Below are 21504 nucleotides of genomic sequence, written 5' to 3' on the forward strand. Positions count from 1 at the left end.
TATGGACTGGTGGTGCCGGGCGTATCGCTGATCAGCGTTCAGGCGGAGAGCGAAGACCGAGGTCGACGAGTGCAGAGCTGGCGAAGGCCCCTCGAGGGTCGAGCTCGTCGAAGACCGAACGCGCCTCCGCGGCGCGTGGGAAAGACGCGAGTACCTGTTCGCGCGAGAAGGCGTGAAGCTTTCCCCAGTGCGGGCGAGGCGCGAAGGGCCGCAGGATGTTCTCCACAGCATCGACCGCTCGCGCCACCCGTGCCACGTCGTTCACCCACGTGAAGTGGATCGCCAGGCTATCCCGCATCTGTGCCGGGCTGAGCAAGGCGTCGTCCGCAGCCACAGTCCTGAGCTCACTGAGCAACAGGCACGAGAGAAAGTCTGCGCGACGAGCACGCAGCGCCAAGAGAGCCTCGAGCCCTAGGGGTCGTGGCACGAGGTACTCGCTCTGCAATTCTGAGCCGAAGCTGGGACGTGCACCGATCGTAAAGTGAGGCAGGCGAGTGAACCATGGTCCCGACGTGCCGTCCTGCGGCGTGAGGTTGTCGAGGACGATGCCACCTAGGTGGAAGCGGTCTGGGCCCGCCTCAGTAGCCGTCAGTCCACTCCACGGCGCCTGATCCACGTCGTCGCGTCGCTTAACGAGCGCGTCACCGATCAGCGGATCCTCCCATCGCGTGAAGATGCTCACGCTGTATCCAGAGTCGAAGAGGTGATCCACCTCGCCTGCCGTGGCGTTCCACGAGGGAGCGCTCTCGTGTCGCTGAGTCACGCGGTAGGTCGGTTCGGTTCGAATGGTGACCGAGAGGATGATTCCGAAAGCGCCCGCACCTACCGCCAGAGCAGCGAATTCGGGGTCCGAAGCGCGAACGGTGCGCAGGTCGCCAACGCCGTCGACGAAATCGATCTCCACCACGGAGTCGGCCAAGACAGGATTTCTGCTTCCCGATCCGTGGGTGCCGGTGCTGTAGGCGCCCACGACGGAGATCCCCGGCAGAGAGCCCAGGTTCTGAAGCGCCAGGCCCCGCCGCTCCAGCCACACAGCAAGCTCCCCGAAGGTGACACCAGCCGCGACGCGCACCAGGGTGCTCCCGACGAGCTCGATCTTCTTCGGCATGTCGCGAAAATCTATCAACGCGCCTGAACGATTAGCGATGGAGGAGAACGAGTGACGGGACCCAACCGCTCCAATATCGTCATGGCGTCTCACCGCACGCATCACGTCGTCGACGGTGCGCGGTCTCAGGACTGAGCAGGTGAAGGTGACGTTGCCCGCCCAGTTCGTCTCTACCGAGGAACGCACGATTCAGTCTCTCTCTCCATCCCGGCGACATCGAATGACCACCGCGACATCGCGCCGCGTTCCGAGCCTATCGTGAACCGGTTCACATTTCAGTACTCAGCAGTGCCGCAAGGGAGCGGCGCACCCCGCTCCAACCCGACGAGGGCACCGCCCACCCGTGGCGCAGAACCCCGAGAGGGAGGGATCCCTTGAGCGTGTGCACATGTCGCCGGGTGACCATCTGTTCGCCCTAAGGCAACGCCAGCTCGGCCGCGTCGACGAGTTCACCCTCGATGCGCGACGATCTCGGCTTAGCCGCGCAACGCGGCGAGCGGGCCGGCGAGCGCCGCTAGCTCGTCGATGAGCGCCTGCATGGCCCGCTCGCGCGACTCGTCGTGCACGAGAGCACCGTCCTCGATCTGGCGGCTCGCTCCGGGGATGATGACGTCGGCCGTCGACCGCACCATGCCGAGCGAGAGCAGTACGGGCTCCAGTGCCGTAACGCCGCGGAGACCGCCAGAGATGCCTCCGTAGCTCACGAAGGCGACGGGCTTGCGGCTCCACTCCCGGAAGAGGAAGTCGAGGGCGTTCTTGAGTGCCGGACTGTAGCTGTGGTTGTACTCGGGCGTCACGAGCACGACGGCGTCGGCGGCGTCGACGCGCTCGCTCCACGCGATCGTGTGCGGCTGCGTGTACTGCTTCTTCGAGGGATGCGCGGTCTCATCGAGGAACGGCAGCCCGATCTCGGCGAGGTCGGCGAAGTCGACCTCGTGCCCGGCGGCCTCGACGCGCTCGCGCGCCCACTGGGCGATCGGGAGGCCGATACGGCCGGGGCGAACACTGCCGACGATGATCATGATTCGAGTCATGTCGCCTGAAACCGCCTGCTCGGCGCAAAGATTCCGACTCCCAGGAGATTCCCGAGCGGCCTACCATGTATGACCATGACGACCGTCTCCCTCCCGCGACTCCACTGGGGCGAGCCGAGCGCCCCCCGGCGTGCTCTACTCGTCCACGGTCTCGGCTCGTCGGCGGCGACGATGTGGTTCCTCGCCGAGGGGCTCGCGGCCGCAGGCTGGTCGGCGACGGCCGTCGATCTTCGTGGCCACGAAAACGCGCCCCGAGCATCCCGCTACCGCATCGAGGACTTCGCGGCCGACGTGCGCGCCACACGGGCCGACCACGGAAACGCCTGGGATCTCGTACTCGGCCACTCGATCGGAGCCGCCGCGGCGACGCAGGCGGCGGGCACGGTCGATGATTCGACCCGCGGGGCCTGGACTCGCCGACTCGTGCTGCTCGACCCCGCGCTCGCTCTCGACACTGCGGCGCGACAAGCGATTCTCGAGGCCCAGCTGGCGAACTTCGACGGGGCGACGGTCGAGGGAATCGCCGCGCAGTTTCCCCACTGGCACCCGCTCGATGTCGAGTTCCGCGTCCGCGCCGTCACGTCCGCTTCGCGCTTTGCCCTCGAACGCGCCGTTCTCGACAACGAGGACTGGGATGTGACTGCGTCTGTTCCCCACGTCAGCGCGCCCACCCTCATCATCGCTGCCGACCCCGAGCATGGGTCACTGTTCGCCGGAGACCACGCGGCCGCCGTGCTCGCGGCCAATCCGCTCTTCGAGCAGGTGGTTCTGCCCGGCGCAGGTCACAGCGTGCACCGCGATCAACCGGCGGAGACCCTGCAGCGCATCCTCGCCTGGCTGAACGCCCCGTGAGCGCCGTCCACTCCGACGTTGTGGACGGCGCGCGCGAGTCATCGCTTCCGGTAGCCCGTCAGGACGGCGCGCTCGACTGTGCAGGGCATCGGTCGCCGGCCTGCTACCAGCGCTCGTGGATGGCGGCGCGGAAGTACCGGTCGTACAGCTCGACGACGCGCTCGTGGAAGGCGGGCGGCAGGTTCGCGACCTCGCCCGCGGCGGCGTTCGCGCGCGCCTGCTCGGGCGAGCGAGCGCCCGGGATCACGGTGCTCACCCCCGGCAGCTGGGCGAGCCATGCGAGCGCGGCTGTGGACGGGGCGAGACCGTGCTGCTCGGCGAGCGCCGAGAACTCGCCTGCCGCCGCGACACCCGCCTCGTAGTCGACGCCCGAGAAGGTCTCCCCCACGTCGAAGGCCGCGCCGTCGCGGTTGTAGTGGCGGTGGTCGTTCTCGGCGAACGTCGTCTCACGCGTGTACCTGCCGCTCAGCAGGCCCGAGGCGAGTGGCACGCGCGCGATGATGCCGATGCCGCGATCGGCGGCGACGGGCACGACGGTCTCGAGCGGCTTGAGGCGGAATGCGTTGATGATGATCTGCACGGTCGCGAGATTCGGGCGCTCCATGGCGGCGAGCGCCTCATCGACGCGCTCCACGCTCACGCCGTAGTGACGCATGCGGCCCTCCTCGACCATCCGGTCGAGGTCGTCGAACACGCGATCGATGGAGTACACGCTCGAGGGCGGGCAGTGCAGCTGCACGAGGTCGAGGGTGTCCACGCCGAGGTTCGCACGGCTGCGGTCGTTCCAGGCGAGGAAGTTCTCGGTCGAGTAGTTCTCCGGCTCCTGCGGGACGCGTCGACCCATCTTGGTGGCGACGAACACGGTCGCATCAGGGCGATCGGCGAGGTAGCGACCGATGAGCTGCTCGCTGCGGCCATCTCCGTACACGTCAGCGGTATCGAAGAGGGTGACGCCCGACTCGACAGCCGCGTCGAGAACGGCGCGGGCATCCGACTCGGAGACCTCGCCCCAGTCCGCTCCGAGCTGCCAGGTGCCAAGACCGAGGGGGGAGACTGCCGCACCCGTGCGGCCGAGAGTGGAGGTTCGCATGCCACCAGCGTAGGCGCGCCGCGGCAGGGTTGCGCTCAGCCGTGCTCGCGAATCACCCGCTCCACTTCGCGCGCGAGCTTCGGACGGATCAGATGGTCCATGCCGCTCACGCGCGTCATCGTCACCTTGCGCAACTGGGACACGATCTTGAGCCCGCCAGGCGCGATGAACGGGTCCAGAGTGCCGTGCACGATGTCGACCGGAGCAGTGACGTCAGCGAGATCGGCGAGAGAGGTCTGCGACTCGATCGCGTTCTCGAGAGACAGCACGAACGGGGTCCAGTTGCGCTCCGAGACCTCCAGAACATCCTCGATGGGCGCGATCGACGCGAGCACGTCGGCCGCGCGCGTGGTGAACTCTCGATTGGAGCGCAGGAACTGGTACGCGGCGAAGTACAGGCCCATGCTCGCGCGATCGGCGGGGTCGCCCATCGCGGCGGGCGGCAGGTAGACGGGCGGACCCACCATCACGAGATGGCTGACCTCGTCGCGGCGACGTGCCGCGTACCGCGCCGAGATGAGGCTGCCCAGCGAATGCCCGACGAGCGTAAACGGCCGGCGCAAGCGTCGCGACGAGATCGTGCGGCGTAGCGCCGCCGTGTGCTCGTCGAGCGTGTACCGCGCGTGCTCGGGAATCGGTGATTGCCCGAAGCCGAGCAGATCGATCGCGATGCACCGGTAGTCGGGCTCGAGAAGCGGCACGAGATTGTCGAAGGTCACGGAGGACGAGGCGAGTCCGTGCACGAGCACGACGACGGGGCGGTCGTCCCCGGCGCCCGTTCCCGAGTCGTGGGCGACGTGCAGCCGGGGCGGTCGACGCAGCAGCCTGTCGAAGAAGCCCATGCCCCGAGTCTCTCGCATTCCGCCGCGAGAACGCCTCGCCGAGACCGTCAGGCCTGACGGGTGTGAGGGGGCCGACGATCGCCGACCCCCTCTCCTTCGCGTCCACCCCTAGTCGCGCAGGTCCATACGAGAGACACGGTATCCACCGGTGGCCCGCCGCGAGCCGGTTGTCGGGAGTCCCTCAGGATGCTCAGGGCCGGAGGTCAGGTCACGGTTGCGTTACTGCGCAAAACGTTGGGTGGTGGCACGCCGCGAGGCAGGTCTAGCGTGAGCGCCATGACTCGACGACTGCGCCTCACGACCGCCGCCTCGCTCACGCTGCTCGCCGCTCTGGCGCTCGGCGGATGCTCCGCGGGAGCCTTCGATTCGGCGACCGACTCGGGCGGCCCCGCCGTCGGCGGCGACTCCGGCGGCGAGTTCGCTGGCGAGTTCGGTGACGCGCCCGCGCCCGAGGAGGCGGTGCAGGATGGCGAGAGCTCCGACGGGCGCTCGGTCATCACGACCGGGTACCTCTACCTCACCGTCGACGCGCCCCTCGAGGCCGCTGAGGAGGCGGCGCGCATCACCGAGCGCGCAGGCGGTCGCGTGGACGGTCGCACCGAGTACTCGCCGGACCAGGTCGGCGACGCGAGCGCCGAGCTGCTGCTGCGCATCCCCTCCGCGACGCTCACCGCCACGCTCGAGCAGCTGCGGGCGCTCGGCGAGGTCGAGGAGCTGACGCTGCAGACCGACGACGTGACCCGCGAGGTGCAGGATCTCGACGCGCGTATCACCGCGCTGCGCTCATCGGTCGAGCGCCTCCTCGCCCTCCAGGACGATGCTGCGACAGTGGAGGACCTCATCGACCTCGAGACCGCGATCAGCGACCGGCAGGGGCAGCTGGAGAGCCTCGAGGCTCAGCAGCGCTATCTCTCCGACCAGGTCGACCTGTCGACACTGCGTCTGACGCTCGGGTCGGACGCGACCGCGCCCGTCGACGAGCCCGACACCTTCCTCACCGGGCTCATCGCCGGCTGGGAGTCTGTGGTCGCCGTCGGTTCGAGCCTGCTCGTCATCGCGGGCGTGCTGCTGCCGTGGCTCGCCGTGCTCGGAATCCTCACCCTTGTGGTGCTGCTCGTCGTGCGTTCGGCGATGCGCCGCAGAGCCCGCTAGCCTCGTGGCATGCCGCTGACCGGAGAGTACGCACCGAGCACGTCCGAGTGGGCCCGCGATCACGCGGAGCTCTACGAGCGCACCAACGGCCAGGAGGGCAATGACCACCTGGGTCGTCGCATCATCGTGCTCACGACCCTGGGGGCGAAGACGGGCATGCTGCGCAAGACTGCGCTCATCCGGGTCGAGCACGAGGGCGCGTACGCGGTCGTCGCGTCGAAGGGCGGCGCGCCGCAGCATCCCGTGTGGCACCACAACCTGGCCGCGCACCCGCTGTGCGAGCTGCAGGACATGGCCGAGAAGCACGATTATCGGGCTCGACTCGTCGAGGGCGAGGAGCGCGCCTCGTGGTGGGAGCGCTCCTGCGCGGCGTGGCCCGACTACGCCGTCTACCAGACGAGGACCGACCGGCTGATTCCCGTCTGGGTGCTCGAGCGCGTCTAGCGCCCGGGCGCGGCGCCGCGCGCGACGGGGCCCAAATCTGCCGCAAAGGGGCGGTATGCGCACACCGCAGCGCCCTTTCGCGTCAGATCTGACTCGACGCGGGGCGTGCTACGCGCGACGGGTGAGGAGGTCTTCCGCGGCGACCCACGCGAGCATCGCGCACTTCACGCGCGCGACGTAGCGAGAGACTCCGCTCAGTGCGGCAGCGTCGCCGAAGCGCTCCTCGTCGAGCGTGATCGCGCCGCGCGAGCGCAGCGCCTCGCGAAACTCCTCGATGAGGGCGGCGAGCTCGTCGGGCGTCCACGGCGCACCCTCGTCGGCTGACTCTTCGGCGAGGGTCGCGAGCAGGGACGCGCTCGACTGCGAGATCGAGCATCCGGCCCCCTCCCACGCAACCGCCTCGACGCGGTCGCCAGCCGTGTTCCAGCGCAGGGCGAGCGTGATCTCGTCCCCGCACACGGGGTTGCGCTGGTGGCTCGTCTCCTCCCCCACCTCGAGGCCGACGCCGTGCGGGTGCTTCGAGTGGTCGAGGATGATCTGCTGGTAGAGCTGCTCGAGCGCGCTCACGCGCTGCTCCCTTCCGCATCGTCTCCGTCAACACCGAAGAATCGACGGATGCCCGCCACGGCCTCGAGCGCCAGCTCGACCTCCTCGGGCGTCGTGTGCACACCGGCGCTCAGCCGCAGGCTCGCGGTCGCGCCAAGGCGGCGGTGCAGGGGTTGAGCGCAGTGGTGGCCGACCCGCGCGGCGATGCCGCGGTCGTCGAGGAACTGCCCGGCGTCGTGCGCGTGCACGCCATCGACGACGACGCTCGCGAGCGCGACCGTCGGCGCCGCGGGGTCGGTGCCGAGCAGCCGCACGCCGGGGATGTCGGCGAGCCCGTCGCGCAGGCGCTGCGCGACGACGTGCTCACTCGCGGCGATGCGATCGAGCCCGAGCTCGTCGACGAAACGCACGGCCTCGGCGAGCCCGATGGCCTGCGCGATGCGCGGCGTGCCCGGTTCGAAGCGCTGCGGGCTCGGCAGGTACTCGGCCTTCTCGAGCGTCACGGTCGTGATCATCGAGCCGCCGTAGAGGAACGGCGGCAGTGCATCGAGCACCTCGGCGCGCCCGTAGAGTACGCCGATGCCGGTCGGGCCGTAGAGCTTGTGCCCGCTGAAGACGGCGAGGTCGACGTCGAGCTCGCGAGGGTGGAGGGGCACGTGCGGCGCGGCCTGACAGGAGTCGAGTACGACGAGTGCGCCGACCGCGCGGGCGAGCGGCACGAGCTGGGCGAGCGGGCTCACCTGTCCGGTGACGTTGGAGACGTGGCTGAGGGCGAGCACGCGCGTGCGCTCGCCGAAGACGCTGCGGGCGACCTCGACGTCGAGTGCACCGTCATCCCGCACGGGGATGTGACGCAGGGTCGCGCCGGTGCGGGCCGCGAGCTCCTGCCAGGGGATGAGGTTCGCGTGATGCTCGAGCTCGGTCGTGACGATTTCGTCGCCGGGCTTCAGGGCGTACGGCGCGGCGGCCTCCCCGCCGATGCCGAGGCTGGCGTTGCCAAGCGCATACGCGACGAGATTGAGTGCCTCGGTGGCGTGGCTCGTGAACACCACCTCGTTCTCGTCGACGTGGAGGAAGCGGGCGATGGTGAGACGGGCATCCTCGTACAGCTCGGTGGCCTCGCCCGCGAGGGTGTGCGCGCCGCGGTGCACCGCCGCGTTGGCGGCCTCGTAGAAGGCGCTCTCCGCATCGATGACGCGTCGCGGCTTCTGCGCAGTCGCGGCCGAGTCGAGGTACACGAGCGGGTTGCCCTGCACCTCGCGCTGGAGGATGGGGAACTGCGCGCGGATGACCTCGAGCTCGCTGGCCGTGAACGGCTCGGCGGTCGGGGTGATCGTGGGCGTCGCAACAGTCACGCCTCCAGGGTAGAGCGTGGCCGTAGGCTGAGCGCATGATCCGACACATCGTGCTGTTCCGCCTCGCCGCCGAGGACGACACCCAGCGCCGCGAGGATGCGGCCGAGATCGCGAGCCGTCTCGAAGCCCTGCACACGCAGATTCCGGGCATTGAGAGCATCCGCGTCGACCGCGACCTCGGGCTCGTCGACGGCCACTGGGACCTCGCGCTCGTCTCCGAGCACGAAGACAACGCGGCGCTCGAGGCCTACCAAGTGCATCCCGCCCACACAGAGGTCTTCGGGTTCATCTCGTCGGTGATCCGCGATCGCGCGGTCGTCGACTACGCGCTGTAGGGCACGGTCGATCAGCCGACCGTGCCGAGGTCGGCCGTGGCGAACGTGATGGAGAACGCTCGGCACCAGATGACCACGGTACGGAAATCGTCGCTGTTCTCCGGCAGCAGATACGTTTGCTCTCCCTCCGTCGCCACGAGGCGCCCGAGCGAGGCGAACTCGCCTAGGTCTTCTCCGGGGGCGTTCGGGGAGAGATAGACCAGCAGGTCGGGCCCAGGCGTGATCGCCACATCGTCGCCGAATACCAGAAGCCGCTCGCCGTCGCGCTCGACCACTGACACGGTTCCCGAGCCGCGGTGCACGGCGTCGCCATCGACGAAGCTGCCTGACCGCAGTACGGACGACTCGCTCGATCCGCTGTCTGCGTCGTCGTCTACCGCACCGGCCGAGAGGTCTGATTGGGGCGGCTGGGCCACCTCAATGGGCGCCGGCTCGGAGATGTTCGCCAGCGCGAACACGGTGATGCCGACGGCGGCCGCCACTCCGATGATGGCCGCCGAGATGCCGATCGTCACGCGCTGTGCACGGGTCATGGTGGGCTCCTTCAGTCCGTTGCTGGCCCCGCGCCGTGCGCGAGGCGTCTTGACCGGTGCAAGCAGCCGTGCTGTCGCGGCATTCCCGGGGTAATGGTTTCGTAAGAACCCGCCAGCGGCGGGGATGCACCACGAGCGGCCGCGCTCCGGTGGGGTGAAGGCGCTCGCTCCGGACGCAGTGTGAACCGGATCGAGCGAGCGCGAGAACGCTGCGCTCTCAGGCGCCGAGCGCCGCGAGCCCGTGGAAGACCGCGAAGACGGGCCACACGATCGCCTGCAGCAGCCCGAGGATGACACCCCAGAAGCTGCCGTCGCTCTGGTCGATGAAGTAGATCGCCGCACCGATGTACGCCATGAGCCCGAGCAGGCCCAAGGGTGCCGCGTTCGTCGCCGAGTTTTTGGCCATGCCGGTCTCCCCACTGTGTCGTGACGCCCACGGTAGGGGCTGGCGGCCCCCGTGTCGAGGTTCGGCCTCGCTGTGCGCTCGAGCACGCGCATGCCGTACCGTGCCGTGCATGCCTGCACTCTCCGACGGAACAGTTCTGCCCGACATCGGCTTCGGCACCTACCCGCTGCGCGGCGACGAGGCCACCCGCGCGGTGCTCAGCGCCCTCGACACCGGCTACCGGCTCATCGACTCTGCCGTCAACTACCGCAACGAGGATGCCGTCGGGCGCGCAATCGCGCGCTCCGACGTGCCCCGCGACGAGATCATCGTCGCGACGAAGATCCCCGGGCGGGACCACGGCTTCGACAGCGCGCTCGCCTCCTTCGACCGGTCGGCCGCGGCCCTCGGGCTGGAGACGATCGACCTGTACCTGATCCATTGGCCGAACCCGAGCGTCGACAAGTACGTCGACACGTGGCGAGCGATGGTGCGGCTGCAGGAGGAGGGGCGCGTGCGCTCGATCGGGGTCTCGAACTTCACGGCCGAGTACCTCATACGGGTCGCCGACGCCTCCGGGGTGATGCCCGCGCTCAACCAGGTCGAGCTGCACCCTTTCTTTCCCCAGGAGAAGCTGCGCGCCTTCCACGCCGAGCACGGCATCGTGACGGAGGCGTGGAGTCCGCTCGGCAAAGCCGCGCCGGTTAAGGAGTCGAAGCCCGTGACCTCGGCGGCCGAGGCGCACGCCGTGACCGCGGCGCAGGTCGTCCTCCGCTGGCACCAGCAGATCAGCTCCCTGCCGATCCCGAAGTCGGGCGACCCGGGTCGTCAGCGCGAGAATTTCCAGGTGAGCGGGTTCACCCTCACCGACGACGAGGTCGCCGCGATCACCGCACTCGGTCGCCCCGACGGTCGGCTGTTCGGCGGCGACCCGGAGACGCACGAGGAGATGTAGGACAGCGGTGGGATGGTGGACCTGAGGGGCGTGACCGCAGGTTATGCGGTCACGCGTCGAGCACGAGCCGTGCGACAGAGCGGTGCGGTGGTGGACCTGAGGGGAATCGAACCCCTGACCTCTTCATTGCGAACGAAGCGCGCTACCAACTGCGCCACAGGCCCGTGAATCGTCGACAACACTACCACCGGCCCACGGGCCCCCCGAATCAGCGGTGGCAGGCTCAGCCGGCGGCACGGCGCCGCTGCAGCACCTCGTCGAGGTCGGGCGCCCGGGTCGGCAGCCCGTCGACGATGCCCATGCGCGCGAACCGCGAATCGCCGAGGTCGGCATCCGCCAGCGCGGCACCCGCGGAGGGCTCTTCGCGCACGGTCGGGCCCGGCACCTCGGCCGGCGCGGCGGGAGGCTGAGCGAGGCGCTGAGCCTGCTCGGCCTGGGCCGCGGCGGCCGCGAGGACTGCCGCGTGATCGGTCGCGGGCCGAGCATCCCGCATCGCGGCGGGTGCTGCAGGCAAGTCGAGGTAGGTGGGTCGCGGCAGCGGTACGGGCGTCCACGCGCGCTCGCGCCCAGCCTGGCGCGCGTCGATCGGCGCGGCGGGCGCGTAGTCGACGAAACGAGGGGCGGCGGGGGCGATCGACGCGAAACGGCGCCGGCTCGCGCGGGCGAGTCCGCGCAGCAGCAGCAAGCCGCTCAGGGCGACAAAACCCGCGAGCCCTGTCCACGCCCAGGCGCCGACGGCGAGGGACACGCCGACGCCGACGAGCGCGGCGAGCGTGAGCAGGCTCGTGACGGCGCGCGAGCGGCGCAGGCGGCGCTGCCCGAGGCGCGAGGCATCCACTTCGGCGACGAGGCCGGGAGCGGTCTGCGCGAGCTGCACTCGCAGGGCGCGCTGCCGGGCGGCCTCACGGGCCCGCTCGATCGCGAGCTGCTCCCGCTGGCGGGCGGCGAGCGAACGCTCCTGCGCGGCAATCTCTCGCGCGGTCATCTCGGCGCGCACGGCCTCCGGCAACTCCGTCGTCTGCGCCATGATGCGCAGCGTCTGCTGCAGGCGCACGGCGTTGCGCTCGGTCGCCAAGTACTCGCTTCGACGGCGCCACAGGGGCACGAGGTACAGCAGCCACAGCCCGGCCGCGGCGACGATGAGAATCGCTGTGCCGCTCGCCGAGTTCTCCACGACGCAACGGTACGACTGCCGCGCGCCTCCGGGCGGGATGCTCGGCGCGTGTCTGCCGGACGAGTCCCAGCTACCCGGCCTGCAGCGCCCCCACGATCGCGCCCATCGCGGTGAACGCGACGATCGCGTAGCCCGCGTTGATGGCGAAGTGCCGCACAGGGCGACGCTCGAAGAGGTACACGATGCCGAGCAATGCCGAGACGAGAGTCGCGCCCGTCACGAGACCGGCGATCGTGCCGAAGAGCGGGCCTGCGGCCCCGACGAGGAACGCGAGGCTCGTCGCCGCGACGAGCGACAGCACGAGCGACCCACCGAAGACGAGCGGTGCGCCACGCCCGAGTTGCTCGTCGCTCACGCCCGCAGCGCGCTGCCAGGGCCGGGCGAACAGAAGCCCGTACCAGAGCCCGCCGATGACGAACATCGAGATCGCGGCGAGCAGGACTCCCCACACGTTGACCATTGCGTCCATGGCTCCTCTTCCAGTTCGGTTGCCACCGGCGAATCTAGCCACCGCGCTGCGCACGCGTCTTGTACGGAATTACGCGTGCGCCGGATGGTCGAGCGGGACGAAGGTCGCGTACTCGAGACCGAACTCGCCGAGGTCGTGCAGGAATCGGGCCGGTGGTGAGCCCGCGAACCGCGTGAAGGCCCGCGTGATGTGCGGCTGGTCGTAGTAGCCGTACTCCTCCACGAGCTCGCCCCAGGTGGGGAGCGTGTCGCGGGCGGCGAGCGACGTGAGCAGGGCGTCGAAGCGGGCAACGTCGGCGAAGCGCTTCGGCGTCACCCCGCACGCCGTCGCAAAGCGCGCGCTCAGAGCGCGCGCGCTCATCTCCTCCGACAGCGCCAAGCGGGTGATCGACGCCGGCCGGTCGCTTTCGAGAGCGATCCGCGCGCGCGCGACGGCCGCGTCCGGGACGGGGCGGTGTCGGGCGGCGCGCAGGACGTCGACGAGGTCGTCGAGCATTGCCTCCGGTTCGCCGGCCCGCCGTGCCCTCGCGGCGAGCGCATTCACACCCGGCACGACGCTTTCGGCAGGCAGCACGGCGTCGACGAGCTCCACGGGCTTCGCGCGGGCGTAGAGACCGATGCCGTCTGCCGTGAACTGTGCCACGAGCATCCTCAACTCGGCTGGGTTCTCGTTGACCAGGTACTGCGTCTGCACACCGGCGAGAAACGGACCCTCGAGCTCGACGCCCGTCGCCGTCGCCCCGCGCGCCAGCTGCCGGTACGGCGCCGCCAGGTTCACGATGAGGTGCGCCCGGGGGCTGGGCAGGATCTTCTCGAAGCGGCGCTGCGGGGCGGTGCGGAGGTACCACAGCGCCTGCACGAAATGGCGGAGGTCATCAGGCACCTCGCGGGGGACGAACAGCGGCTCGCTCACGGCAGCGGGAGCCCCCGGCGCGCCGCGATGATGTCGACCTCCGGCACGGCGGCCGCATCAGGAGGAACCCGGCCCGCGCGCCAGCGCTGCAGCACCCCCGTGGGCACCTCCTCCACCGTCAGGGCGAAGCAGAAGTGGTCGCGCCAGTCGTTGTTGATGTGGATGTAGCGCCGACGCAGACCCTCGTAGCGGAACCCGAGCTTCTCCACCACGCGCAGGCTCGCCGCGTTCTCCGGTCGAATGCAGATCTCCATGCGGTGCAGGCCCACCGTGAAGAACACGTGGTCGGTCGCGAGCGCGACGGCGGTCGGTGTGAGACCGCGACCGGCGAACCGCTCGCCCACCCAGTAGCCGATCGTCGCCGACGCGAGAGAGCCGTACGTCATGCCCGACACGTTGAGCTGGCCCGCCAGCCGGCCCTCCGTCTCGATCACGAAGGGCAGTCCCTGGCCGGACCGTGCCGCCGCCAGCAGGCCTCGGATGCTTCCCTTCGTATCCCACGACAGCGGCGCGACCGGGCTCGTCGCCTCCCACTGGCGCAGCCACGAGCGGCTCTCGATGAGCTCGCGCTCGAGCGCGCGAGCGTCGCGCACCCGGATTGGGCGCAGCACGGTGGCCCCGTCGCGGAGGGTGGGGATCGCGTTCACGTCGTCTCGAGATCGATCGGGCAGAACCGGCTGGATGCGGTCAGCGCAGAGTCTCGGCAAAGTCGACGAGCCACGGCCGAAGATCCGGGCCCAGGTCGTCGCGGTCGGCGGCGAGCTGCACGATCGCCTTGATGTAGTCGAGCCTGTCACCCGTGTCGTAGCGGCGGCCCCGGAACACGACGCCGTACACGCCGCCGTGCTCGACGTCGCCGGCGAGCTCGAGCAGGGCATCCGTCAATTGGATCTCGTCGCCCTTGCCAGGCGGAGTGTTCTCGAGAATGTCGAAGATCTCGGGGCGCAGCACGTAGCGGCCGATGATCGCCAGGTTGGACGGAGCCGTGCCGGGGGCAGGCTTCTCGACGAGGCCCGTGATGCGCACCACGTCGTCGGTGTCGGTCGGCTCGACCGTCGCCACACCGTACAGATGCGCCTGGTCGGGCTCGACTTCCAGCAGCGCCACCACCGTCGCGTTGCGCTCCTCGTGCACCTCGATCATGCGGGTCAGCAGCGTATCGCGCTCGTCGATGAGGTCGTCACCGAGCAGAACCGCGAACGGCTCCCGGCCCACATGCATCTTCGCCCGCAGCACCGCGTGGCCGAGCCCCTTCGGATCGCCCTGGCGCACGTAGTGCATGTCGGCCAGATTCGTCGAATGCATGACTTTTGCGAGCCGCTCGCTGTCGCCCTTGCGCTGCAGCGTGTTCTCGAGCTCGGTCACGCGGTCGAAGTGGTTCTCGAGCGCGTTCTTGTTGCGCCCCGTGATCATGAGCACATCGGTGAGTCCCGCGTGCACAGCCTCCTCCACGACGTACTGGATGGCGGGCTTGTCGACGACCGGCATCATCTCCTTCGGCATCGCCTTCGTCGCGGGCAGGAAGCGCGTGCCCAGTCCTGCAGCGGGAATGACAGCTTTCGTGAGGGAGGACGACATGCAGTCAGCGTATCGGGGGGCGGCACCTAGCATGGTGAGCATGATCAGCGAACCCGCAGGCGCCAAGCGTGCCCTGCGCGCCGAGCTGCGCGAGCGCCGACGCATTCGCCCGTCGACAGAGCGCGACGCGGCCTCCGCAGCGCTGACCCGTCAGCTGATCGCCCTCACCTCCGCCATCGGCCCGCGATCGCTCGCCTGCTACCTCTCCACCCCGGATGAGCCCGAGACCCGGCCCTTTTTGGCGTGGACGGCGCAGCAGGGTCTTGACGTACTGCTGCCCATCTCCCGTGACGACGGACTGCTCGACTGGGCTCCCTACGACGCGAGCGAGGAAGGCAGTGATGTGGTCGGGATGCCCGTGCCGACGAGCGAGATCGTCGCACCCATCGCGATCAACGACGTCGGGCTGATCCTCGTGCCGGCCGCGGCCGTCGACCGCACGGGCATGCGCATGGGCTGGGGGCGCGGGTACTTCGACAAGACTCTCGGGTCGATGGACAGGCGCCCGCCCGTCTTCGCTGTGCTGTTCGACGATGAGCTCGTGGAGGAACTGCCGCGCGAGAAGCACGATCAGCCCGTCGACGGCGTCGTGACCCCGGGCGGCATCCGGCGCTTCTGAGCCGACGTATCCTTGTCGGCGGAGGTTCACATGCCCACCTATTCCTACCGTTGCACGGAGTGCTCGACGGCGTTCGACATTCAGCAGGCGTTCACCGACGACTCCCTCACCGAGTGCCCCACCTGCCAGGGTCGGTTGCGCAAGGTGTTCTCGTCAATCGGTGTGACCTTCAACGGCTCCGGCTTCTACCGCAATGACAGCCGCGCGGGCGAGCGCACCAGCGGCTCGGGGTCGAAGGACTCGGGCTCGAAGGACTCGGGATCGACGGACTCCGGGTCGAAGGACTCCGGGTCGAAGGACTCGGGCACGGGTGGCTCCGGTTCCGGGAGCACGGGTTCGGGGACGAGTGGCTCGACCCCCGCGAAGAAGGAGACGTCGAGCGCAGGGGCGGGCTCCTCGACCGCGGCGGCTGCCAGCTAATTTCGAAGGCGATCCGCACGACCAGCTGAGGAGGCACCCATGCTCAAGGGCTTCAAGGAATTCATCCTGCGCGGCAATGTGATCGAGCTCGCCGTCGCCGTGGTCATCGGCGCCGCGTTTACCGCGGTGGTGCAGGCCGTCGTCGGCTCGGTTATCAACCCCGCGATCGGCGCGCTCTTCTCCGCCGAGTCCCTCGCCACCGCGTTGCCGGTCGCGCTGCCCACCGTCTCGGGGGGCGAGGCTGTTCTGTACTTCGGTGCCGTGATCGGCGCGCTCATCAACTTCCTCGTCGTCGCGCTCGTCGTCTACTTCGCCCTCGTGCTGCCGATCAACACGCTCAAGAAGCGCGCAGAGGAGCGTCGCAAGGCGGGCGAGCCGCCCGTGTCGGCCGACGCGCCGCCGACCGAGCTCGACGTGCTCACCGAGATCCGCGACCTGCTCGCGAAGCGCGAGAGCGCGCGGGAGGGTTAGCGCGCGGCGTCGTCCCGGGCGCGCGAGCTCAGCGTCTCCAGCGCCGTGATCGCCTCGTCACCGTGGCGTGCGGGCACCAGAAGGTGGTCGTGGAAAGCACCGGCGACCACGTTGCAGCTGATGCCGCGCTCCGTGAGCGCGCCGGCAACCGCGGCGGTGAGCCCGACCGCCTCGAGGGACGAATGCACGCGCAGGGTGATCCATCGGTAGGGGTGCGCGGTACTCAGGCCGAGCCGCGCGGCCTCGCGTCGATCGACCACGATGGAGAGCCCCTCCGACTCGTGCACGGTGGCCTCCGCCGCGACCGAGGTGCCGAACGGCACCGTGCCGAAGAACCAGTCCCCTGGCCTCGCCTGAGGGCTCATCGCCGCGAGCAGCGCACCAAGGTCGGTCTCGCCGGTCGGCGTCGCCCGCGCCGGGCCCCGGGCATCCTCATCGCGCCGCATCAGTAGTGCGGCGGCTTGTCGGCGGCGAGCCGCTCGTCGTTCTCGGTGCCCCGGCTGCGAGCGGGCTCGGCACCGCGCGGGTCGGAGCTTGGAGCAGGATCGGACCCAGGCGGCGCAGCGGTGGTGATCCGTCGCCCCGCGTTCCGCGGCGCGCGCACCGGGCGCCGCGCATCCTCATCGCTCATGCGCCCAGGCTACCCACCCGGTCTCGACTCAGGTGACCGCGGGGCGCGGGCGCGGCGCGGGCGGGGCGAGAGCCGTGCCCGCCATCGCGACGATCCGGTCGGCGACGCCGTCCGGATCGCTGAACAGCTCAAAGACGTGCACGCGCGCGTAGTGCCAGCCGAGACGCCGCAGCAGGTCGGGGCGCAGGCGCAGCGACTCGCGCAGGCTGGTGCCCGCGAGCGAGGCATCCGTCTCGATCGCGATGCAGTAGCCGCCACGGCTCGCGACGAGGCTCAGCTTGCCGCGGTGCCCGAGAGCCGTCTTCAGCCCGCGCGCGTCCAGCCGCCGCGCGAGGTCGATGAGCATCGGGTCGCTGTCGTCCTGCAACTCGACGGCGCTTCGGCGCGCCTCGATGTCGGCGAGAAGATCGCCGAGGGCGCGAGCGCCGTGGGAGAGCCGATCGTCATCGAGGTCGGCCGCACGCAGGCAGCTCACAATGCGCACGAACCGCCGCGCGCGCGTCATCGCCACGGCGAGAAGCCGATCGCCGCCCGGTCGGCCGAGCGCGCCGATCTCGCTCAGCACGCGGCCGTGCGGGGTACGGCCGTAGCCGATCGAGAAGATCACCCGATCACGCGACTGCGCCACTGCCTGCTCGATCGTGAGCACGCTGAACGGCTCAGCCCGGTCGCCGAGCACGAACTCCTGCAGGTCGGGCCGCGTGCCGATGGTCTCCAGCACGGCATCCTGCACGCGTGCGGCGTGACGGTGGCTGGCGGTGATGACCATGAGCGACTCGGCCGGGCGCGCGGTGGCGTGCTCGAGCACGAGCGAGACGACGCGGCGCACCTCTGCATCGACGCTCTCGATCGCCCCCGTCTCGTCGTCGGGCATGCCGTGGCCCTCGTCCAGGTAGTCGACGGCGATCGACGGATGCCCGAGGAACGAGCCCGCCCACGGCAGCGAGTCGATGCGGCCGGCGTAGAAGCGGCGGTTGACCAGTTCCGCGAGATCCTCACCCCCCGCGCGGTACGAGCGCGTGAGCGACTGCACCGGCAGGAGGTCGGCGAGCTGGAAGAGAGCAGAGGACGCGTGGCGGGCATCCTCGTCCGCGCTCGACGGCCCGGCGGCGGGGGCGTCGGTCGGCGCGGCGGCCGGGGTCACCGCCACGGTGAACGGCGCGGGGGTCTGCGTGACCGGGTCGCCCACGGCGACCACCTGACGGCCGCGGCGCACCGCCCCGGCGACCTCCGGCACCGTCACCGCGCCGGCGTCGAGCACGATGACCGTGTCGAAAGGAATCTCGTCGCTGATCTCGTGCACGTCGTACGGCGAGGCGAGCCAGACGGGCGCGATCGGGCGCGACAAGTGAGGAGCCTCGCGCTGCAGCTGATGCGGCGTGATCGAACCGCTCTTGAGCCTCGACCGAAGAGCATCGGCCTCCTCCGGCCAGTCGGTGATGCCGATCGACCAGTTCTCGGCGAGCTGCCAGCCGAGCAACGAGGCGCTGCCCGCCGCATGCGCTTCGTCGACGAGGCGGAAGTCGGCCTCCAACCGGTCGAGCACCGCGGTGTCGGCGCCGAGCAGAGCGCGATCCTGCTGCAGGAGGCTGTCGAGCGCTGAACGCCACCAGGCGAGCTCCAGCTCGGCGGCGACCTGCGCGTGCGGCACGTGGCGCTCCGCGAGATCGGCGAGGAGCGGCTGAACCTCCCAGCCCTCCAACTGGCGCAGAAGCTCTGTGCGCTCCTGAAGATTGGCGAGCACGTCGCTCTCCGCGGCGAGACCCTCGAGTAGCGCGTGCAGCTCGGCCAGCGGCCGGTGCAGGAGCGACCGGTCACGGCTGTCGTGCCCGAGCGGAGCATCCAGCTCCTCGAGATCCTGCTCCACCTGCTGGTACGCGTGGTGCACGTCGGCGATGCCGACCGGCACGGCAGGGGTGAGACCGGTGGGGACGAAACGCTGCCAGAGCACCCGCTGCTGCTGGATGCGCGTGAGCGACCCGTGCAGGTCGGCCACGTGCACGCCGGGGCGCAGGTACTCCTTGGCGAGGCCCTTCAGGCGGCGTCGCGTCGCCGCGGGCATCGTCGACCCCTCTCGTCGCGGGGCGGTCGCCGCGATGAGTTCACTCAGCGAGCGGTCGAACACGGCGGGCTGGAAGCGGTCGAGCGTGTCGCGGATGTCGGTGAGCAGCCGCAGGTACACGCCCAGCTCGGCGAGCGTCTCGAACGGCCGCAGCGGCGTCGAGGCGATGAGGGCGTGCCCGCGATCGACCAGGCGGGGCAGCAGGTCGGTGTGCAGGCGGCGGGCGCGGTCCTGCGCACGAGCGGCGTCCTCCGCGCGCGAGAACCGCGCGCCATACCACGGCGAGTCGCCGGGGCCGTAGCTGAACTGCCCCAGCTCGGCGGCCTGCACCATCGCTTCGGCCGCCGGTCGGCGGTCGGCGGCGAGCAGTTCGACGGCCCGACGGCTCAGGCGCGCCCTGGTGGAAGGCGGCGACGGCAGGAGGGCGAGCCGACTGAGCTCGGTCACGCAATCGAGCACGCTGATGCCGAGCACAGCGTCCGGCCGCGCGAGAGCCTCGCGGTAGTCGAGCAGCACGCCTCGCAGACGCACGAGCGCCTCGTCGACCTCGACGACGCGGGGTCGCTGCGCTTTCTCGTTGCGCCCGATCGCGCGGATCAGGTCGCGGCGCAGCGTCGGCGCGGTGGCCGTGAGGCCGGGCAGACCGACATCGGCGAACCGCTGAGAGATGCTGCGCAACGTTGCACGGCGCGGGCTGACGACGAGCACGCGCTTGTTCTGCGCGACGAGAGCGCCGAGCGCGTTGACGACGGTCTGCGTGCTGCCCGTGCCAGGCAGGGTCTTGACCACGAGCGATGCCCCGGAGGCGATCGTCGCGATGACCTGCTCCTGCTCGGCGTCCGCGTCGAGGAGCAGCAGATCGGTTTCCGGCGGGCGCTCGTCGGCGGGCACCGGCACGACAGGGTCGCCGCCCTCCTGCACCGCCCAGCGCGCGCTCGTGTTGCCGGCGACCGCGTCGAGGACGGGGTGGGCGAGCTCGTGCGCATCCGCCGCCATCGGCGCACCCACCTCCGCGAAGGTGGAGACGACGAGGCGCGGAGAGATCATGAAGCCGTCGAGGTGCGCGGTGAGGCCGCGCAGGCGGTCGAGCGGCGGATTCGGCTTGAAGGCGTCGCCGTCGTGGGCTAGAGCGACGAAAGCGGCCTCGTCGAGGTGCAGCGTGAACTGCTCGGCGAGCGTGCGCACCAGCGCAGGGTTGAGACGAACACGCCCGCGCAGCGTGAGCTCGACATCCCGCCCCCGGCGGCGCAGGGCAAGGGGGCGCAGCAGCAGCGGCGCGCGATGATCGACGCCGTCGTGACTCCAGGAGACCAAGCCGATGCCGAGGGCGACCGCGTCGATGCCGCGCACGCTCGAGAGCTCGAGCCCCTTGTCGACGATGCGCTCAGCAGCGACGCGTGCCGAGCGCAGGGCTACATCGTCGCGCACAAGATTGCTCAGCAGGGTGGGGCTGCCCGCGATGAACCGCGCCAGGCCGCCCGGGTGGCTCGTGCCGAGCTCGATGCGGCCGCGGGGGTCGTCGTCGAAGTGCAGCAGTGTGCTGCGCCCCCCGAGCGCCGCGAGGTCGCCCCGCCAGCGCTCCCAGGTCGGTGCCGCCACGTTCATGGGCAGCACTCGGGGGTCGCCGACGCTGATCGACGACGGCTGAGGACCGCCGTTCACGGTCGCGGGCTCGTCGATCTCATGATCGTCGAAACTGTCGGCACGCCACACGCCGTCACCTTATGGCCGCGGCCGCCAAATACCGGGGATTCGGGCCGGTCTGCCGCCGAATAGGTCACGACCGTAGACTCGCGACCGTGGAGCTCTTCGACGGCCTTGTGTCGATCATCGTCACCGGCGTCGGCACCGTACTCGTAGTGGTCGCCGCGGTGCTCGTCGGCGGCATCATCGTCGTCGCGAGGCGGCGAGCGCGCCCGCAGCAGGCGATCGACGCCGTGCGCCGTCGCGCGGGGTCGGCGCTCGTGCGCGCCGACGACCGCGTGGATTCAGCCGCCACCGACCTCGACTTCGCGCTCGCCCAGTTCGGGGAACGCGAGACGGCCGACTACCGCGCCGCGCTGGTGCGGGCACGCGAGGATCGCGCCGAACTGTTCCGCCTGCACCGCATGCTCGAGGATGAGCCGGGGGCGAACCTGCGCCATCGGGAGCGCGCTGACCGCATCGTCATGCTTGCCGACCGCATCCAGCGCACCCTCGACGACGAGGCCGCGCGATTCCGCGACCGCCGCACCGTCGAGAGCGGCGCTGCGGCCCGAGCGCGCGGGCTGGCCGAGCGGGTCGCGACCCTGCGCGATGCGGCCCGCGAGCGCGCCCTTGAGCGGGATGCCCTGCGCGAGCGGTTCGCCGCCGGAGCGCTCGGCGCGGCCGCGACGGCACCCGAGCGGGCCGCCGCACTTCTCGACCGCGCCGACGCGCTCGCCGCGGAGGCGGGAGCTGATCTCGCGGTGGCCGCGGCCAGCGACGTCGGCCCGCTGCTCGCCGACGCCGAGCGGCTCGCGCACGTGGCCGACGAGGTGCTCGCCCGGGGGCCGTCG

The 21504-nt window shown here is 70.4% G+C and carries 25 protein-coding genes and 1 tRNA gene; 9 read left to right on the plus strand and 17 right to left on the minus strand.

What is annotated here, in order from left to right:
• Positions 1-31: 31 nt before the first annotated feature.
• Complete coding sequence (locus RJQ01_RS07165; protein WP_350476045.1) at positions 32-1294, minus strand: FAD-binding protein; 1263 nt, start codon at positions 1292-1294, stop codon at positions 32-34.
• Between the two features lie 290 nt (positions 1295-1584).
• A complete protein-coding gene (locus tag RJQ01_RS07170) occupies positions 1585-2142 on the minus strand; it encodes an NADPH-dependent FMN reductase (RefSeq protein ID WP_350476046.1) in 558 nt (185 codons plus the stop codon).
• A 75-nt stretch (positions 2143-2217) separates the two neighbouring features.
• On the opposite strand from RJQ01_RS07170, the gene RJQ01_RS07175 reads away from it, so the two are divergent.
• Positions 2218-2994 carry an alpha/beta fold hydrolase gene (locus tag RJQ01_RS07175; RefSeq protein ID WP_350476047.1) on the plus strand — a complete coding sequence of 259 codons (777 nt, stop codon included), beginning with the start codon at positions 2218-2220 and terminating at the stop codon, positions 2992-2994.
• A 103-nt stretch (positions 2995-3097) separates the two neighbouring features.
• Here the strand turns inward: RJQ01_RS07175 and RJQ01_RS07180 are convergent, their stop codons facing one another.
• Positions 3098-4084 carry an aldo/keto reductase gene (locus tag RJQ01_RS07180; RefSeq protein WP_350476048.1) on the minus strand — a complete coding sequence of 329 codons (987 nt, stop codon included), beginning with the start codon at positions 4082-4084 and terminating at the stop codon, positions 3098-3100.
• A 35-nt stretch (positions 4085-4119) separates the two neighbouring features.
• A complete protein-coding gene (locus RJQ01_RS07185; protein WP_350476049.1) occupies positions 4120-4926 on the minus strand; it encodes an alpha/beta fold hydrolase in 807 nt (268 codons plus the stop codon).
• A gap of 276 nt (positions 4927-5202) precedes the next feature.
• Here RJQ01_RS07185 and RJQ01_RS07190 point away from each other — a divergent pair, with 276 nt between their 5' ends.
• Positions 5203-6078 carry a DUF4349 domain-containing protein gene (locus tag RJQ01_RS07190; RefSeq protein ID WP_350476050.1) on the plus strand — a complete coding sequence of 292 codons (876 nt, stop codon included), beginning with the start codon at positions 5203-5205 and terminating at the stop codon, positions 6076-6078.
• Positions 6079-6087: 9 nt separating this feature from the next.
• The gene (locus tag RJQ01_RS07195; protein WP_350476051.1) at positions 6088-6522 is read left to right on the plus strand and encodes a nitroreductase family deazaflavin-dependent oxidoreductase; all 435 of its coding nucleotides are present in this window, start codon (positions 6088-6090) and stop codon (positions 6520-6522) included.
• A gap of 108 nt (positions 6523-6630) precedes the next feature.
• Here RJQ01_RS07195 and sufU read toward each other — a convergent pair whose 3' ends face one another.
• Both sufU and RJQ01_RS07205 read right to left on the minus strand, forming a co-directional pair.
• Entirely contained in the window at positions 6631-7089 is a 459-nt protein-coding gene (gene sufU / locus RJQ01_RS07200) for a Fe-S cluster assembly sulfur transfer protein SufU (protein ID WP_350476052.1), read from the minus strand.
• Complete coding sequence (locus RJQ01_RS07205; protein ID WP_502885241.1) at positions 7086-8423, minus strand: aminotransferase class V-fold PLP-dependent enzyme; 1338 nt, start codon at positions 8421-8423, stop codon at positions 7086-7088. The genes sufU and RJQ01_RS07205 overlap by 4 nt, the downstream gene beginning before the upstream one ends.
• A gap of 35 nt (positions 8424-8458) precedes the next feature.
• On the opposite strand from RJQ01_RS07205, the gene RJQ01_RS07210 reads away from it, so the two are divergent.
• Positions 8459-8758, plus strand: coding sequence for a Dabb family protein (locus RJQ01_RS07210; protein ID WP_350476053.1), 300 nt, complete (start codon positions 8459-8461; stop codon positions 8756-8758).
• Positions 8759-8769: 11 nt separating this feature from the next.
• On the opposite strand, the gene RJQ01_RS07215 is transcribed toward RJQ01_RS07210, so the two are convergent.
• Together RJQ01_RS07215 and RJQ01_RS07220 are read right to left on the minus strand one after the other, a co-directional pair.
• Positions 8770-9291: a DM13 domain-containing protein gene (locus RJQ01_RS07215; RefSeq protein ID WP_350476054.1), complete on the minus strand. Its 522-nt coding sequence runs from the start codon at positions 9289-9291 to the stop codon at positions 8770-8772.
• A gap of 217 nt (positions 9292-9508) precedes the next feature.
• On the minus strand, positions 9509-9697 hold the full coding sequence (locus tag RJQ01_RS07220; RefSeq protein WP_350476055.1) for a hypothetical protein: 189 nt from the start codon (positions 9695-9697) through the stop codon (positions 9509-9511).
• 109 nt (positions 9698-9806) lie between these two features.
• Here RJQ01_RS07220 and RJQ01_RS07225 point away from each other — a divergent pair, with 109 nt between their 5' ends.
• Complete coding sequence (locus RJQ01_RS07225) at positions 9807-10631, plus strand: aldo/keto reductase (RefSeq protein WP_350476056.1); 825 nt, start codon at positions 9807-9809, stop codon at positions 10629-10631.
• 88 nt (positions 10632-10719) lie between these two features.
• Here RJQ01_RS07225 and RJQ01_RS07230 read toward each other — a convergent pair.
• From RJQ01_RS07230 to galU, 6 genes are all read right to left on the minus strand, one after another.
• Positions 10720-10795: transfer RNA gene (locus tag RJQ01_RS07230), tRNA-Ala, on the minus strand.
• 59 nt (positions 10796-10854) lie between these two features.
• Complete coding sequence (locus tag RJQ01_RS07235) at positions 10855-11805, minus strand: hypothetical protein (protein ID WP_350476057.1); 951 nt, start codon at positions 11803-11805, stop codon at positions 10855-10857.
• A 70-nt stretch (positions 11806-11875) separates the two neighbouring features.
• On the minus strand, positions 11876-12274 hold the full coding sequence (locus tag RJQ01_RS07240) for a DUF1761 domain-containing protein (RefSeq protein ID WP_350476058.1): 399 nt from the start codon (positions 12272-12274) through the stop codon (positions 11876-11878).
• 69 nt (positions 12275-12343) lie between these two features.
• Positions 12344-13186: a helix-turn-helix domain-containing protein gene (locus RJQ01_RS07245; RefSeq protein WP_350476059.1), complete on the minus strand. Its 843-nt coding sequence runs from the start codon at positions 13184-13186 to the stop codon at positions 12344-12346.
• On the minus strand, positions 13183-13833 hold the full coding sequence (locus tag RJQ01_RS07250; protein WP_350476060.1) for a GNAT family N-acetyltransferase: 651 nt from the start codon (positions 13831-13833) through the stop codon (positions 13183-13185). Before RJQ01_RS07250 ends, RJQ01_RS07245 begins: the two co-directional genes overlap by 4 nt.
• Before the next feature lie 40 nt (positions 13834-13873).
• The gene (gene galU, locus RJQ01_RS07255; protein WP_350476062.1) at positions 13874-14764 is read right to left on the minus strand and encodes a UTP--glucose-1-phosphate uridylyltransferase GalU; all 891 of its coding nucleotides are present in this window, start codon (positions 14762-14764) and stop codon (positions 13874-13876) included.
• Between the two features lie 40 nt (positions 14765-14804).
• Here galU and RJQ01_RS07260 point away from each other — a divergent pair, with 40 nt between their 5' ends.
• Genes RJQ01_RS07260 through mscL form a run of 3 tightly spaced genes read left to right on the plus strand, consistent with a single transcriptional unit; the run spans position 14805 to position 16274 of the window.
• The gene (locus tag RJQ01_RS07260; protein WP_350476063.1) at positions 14805-15383 is read left to right on the plus strand and encodes a 5-formyltetrahydrofolate cyclo-ligase; all 579 of its coding nucleotides are present in this window, start codon (positions 14805-14807) and stop codon (positions 15381-15383) included.
• Positions 15384-15413: 30 nt separating this feature from the next.
• On the plus strand, positions 15414-15803 hold the full coding sequence (locus RJQ01_RS07265) for an FmdB family zinc ribbon protein (RefSeq protein WP_350476064.1): 390 nt from the start codon (positions 15414-15416) through the stop codon (positions 15801-15803).
• A gap of 39 nt (positions 15804-15842) precedes the next feature.
• Positions 15843-16274 carry a large conductance mechanosensitive channel protein MscL gene (mscL, locus tag RJQ01_RS07270; RefSeq protein ID WP_350476065.1) on the plus strand — a complete coding sequence of 144 codons (432 nt, stop codon included), beginning with the start codon at positions 15843-15845 and terminating at the stop codon, positions 16272-16274.
• On the opposite strand, the gene RJQ01_RS07275 is transcribed toward mscL, so the two are convergent.
• The 3 genes from RJQ01_RS07275 to RJQ01_RS07285 are packed head-to-tail and all read right to left on the minus strand — an operon-like array spanning position 16271 to position 20680.
• Positions 16271-16720: an ACT domain-containing protein gene (locus RJQ01_RS07275; RefSeq protein ID WP_350476066.1), complete on the minus strand. Its 450-nt coding sequence runs from the start codon at positions 16718-16720 to the stop codon at positions 16271-16273. The genes mscL and RJQ01_RS07275 overlap by 4 nt on opposite strands.
• Positions 16720-16905 carry a hypothetical protein gene (locus tag RJQ01_RS07280; protein WP_350476067.1) on the minus strand — a complete coding sequence of 62 codons (186 nt, stop codon included), beginning with the start codon at positions 16903-16905 and terminating at the stop codon, positions 16720-16722. The genes RJQ01_RS07275 and RJQ01_RS07280 overlap by 1 nt, the downstream gene beginning before the upstream one ends.
• A 28-nt stretch (positions 16906-16933) precedes the next feature.
• Positions 16934-20680, minus strand: a complete 3747-nt coding sequence (locus tag RJQ01_RS07285; protein WP_502885242.1) for a DEAD/DEAH box helicase — start codon at positions 20678-20680, stop codon at positions 16934-16936.
• 86 nt (positions 20681-20766) lie between these two features.
• On the opposite strand from RJQ01_RS07285, the gene RJQ01_RS07290 reads away from it, so the two are divergent.
• Positions 20767-21504, plus strand: a 738-nt coding sequence (locus RJQ01_RS07290; RefSeq protein ID WP_502885243.1) for a hypothetical protein, incomplete at its 3' end; no start/stop codon positions are given.

The organism is Microcella sp. (assembly GCF_040286215.1).
Lineage (GTDB): Bacteria > Actinomycetota > Actinomycetes > Actinomycetales > Microbacteriaceae > Microcella.

Bases quoted from the DNA above. Each gene is read 5' to 3' on its own strand.
- RJQ01_RS07170 (WP_350476046.1), bottom strand. From the start codon at position 2,142: ATGACTCGAATCATGATCATCGTCGGCAGTGTTCGCCCCGGCCGTATC.
- RJQ01_RS07175 (WP_350476047.1), top strand. From the start codon at position 2,218: ATGACGACCGTCTCCCTCCCGCGACTCCACTGGGGCGAGCCGAGCGCC.
- RJQ01_RS07180 (WP_350476048.1), bottom strand. From the start codon at position 4,084: ATGCGAACCTCCACTCTCGGCCGCACGGGTGCGGCAGTCTCCCCCCTC.
- RJQ01_RS07185 (WP_350476049.1), bottom strand. From the start codon at position 4,926: ATGGGCTTCTTCGACAGGCTGCTGCGTCGACCGCCCCGGCTGCACGTC.
- RJQ01_RS07190 (WP_350476050.1), top strand. From the start codon at position 5,203: ATGACTCGACGACTGCGCCTCACGACCGCCGCCTCGCTCACGCTGCTC.
- RJQ01_RS07195 (WP_350476051.1), top strand. From the start codon at position 6,088: ATGCCGCTGACCGGAGAGTACGCACCGAGCACGTCCGAGTGGGCCCGC.
- RJQ01_RS07210 (WP_350476053.1), top strand. From the start codon at position 8,459: ATGATCCGACACATCGTGCTGTTCCGCCTCGCCGCCGAGGACGACACC.
- RJQ01_RS07215 (WP_350476054.1), bottom strand. From the start codon at position 9,291: ATGACCCGTGCACAGCGCGTGACGATCGGCATCTCGGCGGCCATCATC.
- RJQ01_RS07220 (WP_350476055.1), bottom strand. From the start codon at position 9,697: ATGGCCAAAAACTCGGCGACGAACGCGGCACCCTTGGGCCTGCTCGGG.
- RJQ01_RS07225 (WP_350476056.1), top strand. From the start codon at position 9,807: ATGCCTGCACTCTCCGACGGAACAGTTCTGCCCGACATCGGCTTCGGC.
- RJQ01_RS07240 (WP_350476058.1), bottom strand. From the start codon at position 12,274: ATGGACGCAATGGTCAACGTGTGGGGAGTCCTGCTCGCCGCGATCTCG.
- galU (WP_350476062.1), bottom strand. From the start codon at position 14,764: ATGTCGTCCTCCCTCACGAAAGCTGTCATTCCCGCTGCAGGACTGGGC.
- RJQ01_RS07260 (WP_350476063.1), top strand. From the start codon at position 14,805: ATGATCAGCGAACCCGCAGGCGCCAAGCGTGCCCTGCGCGCCGAGCTG.
- RJQ01_RS07265 (WP_350476064.1), top strand. From the start codon at position 15,414: ATGCCCACCTATTCCTACCGTTGCACGGAGTGCTCGACGGCGTTCGAC.
- mscL (WP_350476065.1), top strand. From the start codon at position 15,843: ATGCTCAAGGGCTTCAAGGAATTCATCCTGCGCGGCAATGTGATCGAG.
- RJQ01_RS07275 (WP_350476066.1), bottom strand. From the start codon at position 16,720: ATGCGGCGCGATGAGGATGCCCGGGGCCCGGCGCGGGCGACGCCGACC.
- RJQ01_RS07280 (WP_350476067.1), bottom strand. From the start codon at position 16,905: ATGAGCGATGAGGATGCGCGGCGCCCGGTGCGCGCGCCGCGGAACGCG.